The organism is Paraburkholderia piptadeniae (genome assembly GCF_900007165.1).
Lineage (GTDB): Bacteria > Pseudomonadota > Gammaproteobacteria > Burkholderiales > Burkholderiaceae > Paraburkholderia > Paraburkholderia piptadeniae.
Window position 1 is genome coordinate 1 of record NZ_CYGY02000219.1, and the last position, 1,312, is coordinate 1,312.

The 1,312-nt window shown below is 59.8% G+C and carries 1 protein-coding gene; it reads left to right on the forward strand.

Annotation, left to right across the window (positions count from 1 at the left end; all coding sequences use genetic code 11):
• Positions 1-21: 21 nt before the first annotated feature.
• Positions 22-831: a hypothetical protein gene (locus tag BN2476_RS44810; RefSeq protein WP_087740483.1), complete on the forward strand. Its 810-nt coding sequence runs from the start codon at positions 22-24 to the stop codon at positions 829-831.
• Positions 832-1,312 lie beyond the last annotated feature (481 nt).

Here is a 1,312-nt window from a genome sequence, read left to right on the forward strand (position 1 = left end):
AATTAGTTGACCACTACAGTCGTGCTGCGTGGGCTCACGAACAAGATCTGGCTATGGCACCCGGCAATCAGCAATCGCACGCTTCACGTGCAACCCGAGCGGCGCCCCGTAGAAATGGCGTTGTTTGGCGAGGTCGAAAAGGCGCCCATGAAGCTGTCGATACCTGTGCCAGTCACGCCGTGGGTGGACGCCGGCTGGCTTGCTACCGATGCCGCCTACCGGCAAATGAGCGTTACGGACAAGATCCGCTTTCTTGAACGGCAACTGGGCTTACCCTGCGATCGCTGGCCGGATGCCGTTGACATCGATGTGGTGGGGAAGGCGTCATTTGGTCGTGACCCGCGTATCTGGCAGGCAGACGTCTTTGGCAAGTTCGTGCGTCCGGGCACGCAGCGAGGTACGAGCTGTCGCGACTTCTCCATGCTGACAGTGCTCCGTTGGCTGGACATGCGCTACACCGTGGCACCGACGTTTGAGGATGCGGAGAAGGTCGCAGTCCGACAGTATCTGCGTGAGCTGACCGCCCAGGGGTATCTGATGGAACTGCCCGATCAGCACTTTCGGGTCTTGCCGGCGCCGCATCCAGAAGGGCTATCAAGGCTGAGGTGGAATCCGCAAGGTCGCCTGACGGTCAGTGCACTGCGTGTCTGCTCAGAGCGCGTGCGGCTGGACATTCCGGCCAACCAGGTTCAGCGCCTGCTCGAATATTTTGAAGACGGCCATCCGGCGCTGCCGGTAGTCGCCTTTGTGCAGGACCTGATGGTCCGCCTTCATGCCCCCGCACGCACCATCGTTGCTCTGCTGCGTGAAGCAGGATTGATCCTCGGCTAAGCGGTCAGCCATCTTCTGTTTAAATTCCTCAATCGGGACGGGAGCATATTCGATGGTGACGCCGAGCACCTCGGAATCGCTCATTGGGGCGCGGTAGCGGGTCCACGGAAACGCCCGCGTGGATAGCGCGGGTGGAGTGCTGCGTCACAGGTGCCGTGATGCGCCAGCGCCCGTATGGGCGACACGCAGATCGCCTTTTCGAGGACGATTTCTTCCTGTCGCATGACACCTCGATGAAAGTTGTGCACAGAAAACGTGGACTAGCCTGTGGACAACCCGGCGGGGAACGCCTGTAAGGGTTTGATTGCACGCGGATTTGCTGCACTGCGCGACGCAACGGCATGGCACGCCATCCGATCTGGCGCGGATCCAAAATGGAACGATCATTCGTTTCGGTGATAAATAACCTTATGTCAAATTGCACTCGCCATGGCCTGCGGACCGCGGCAACCTGTCCTGCTTTTCCCGCCTTGATCAGGCA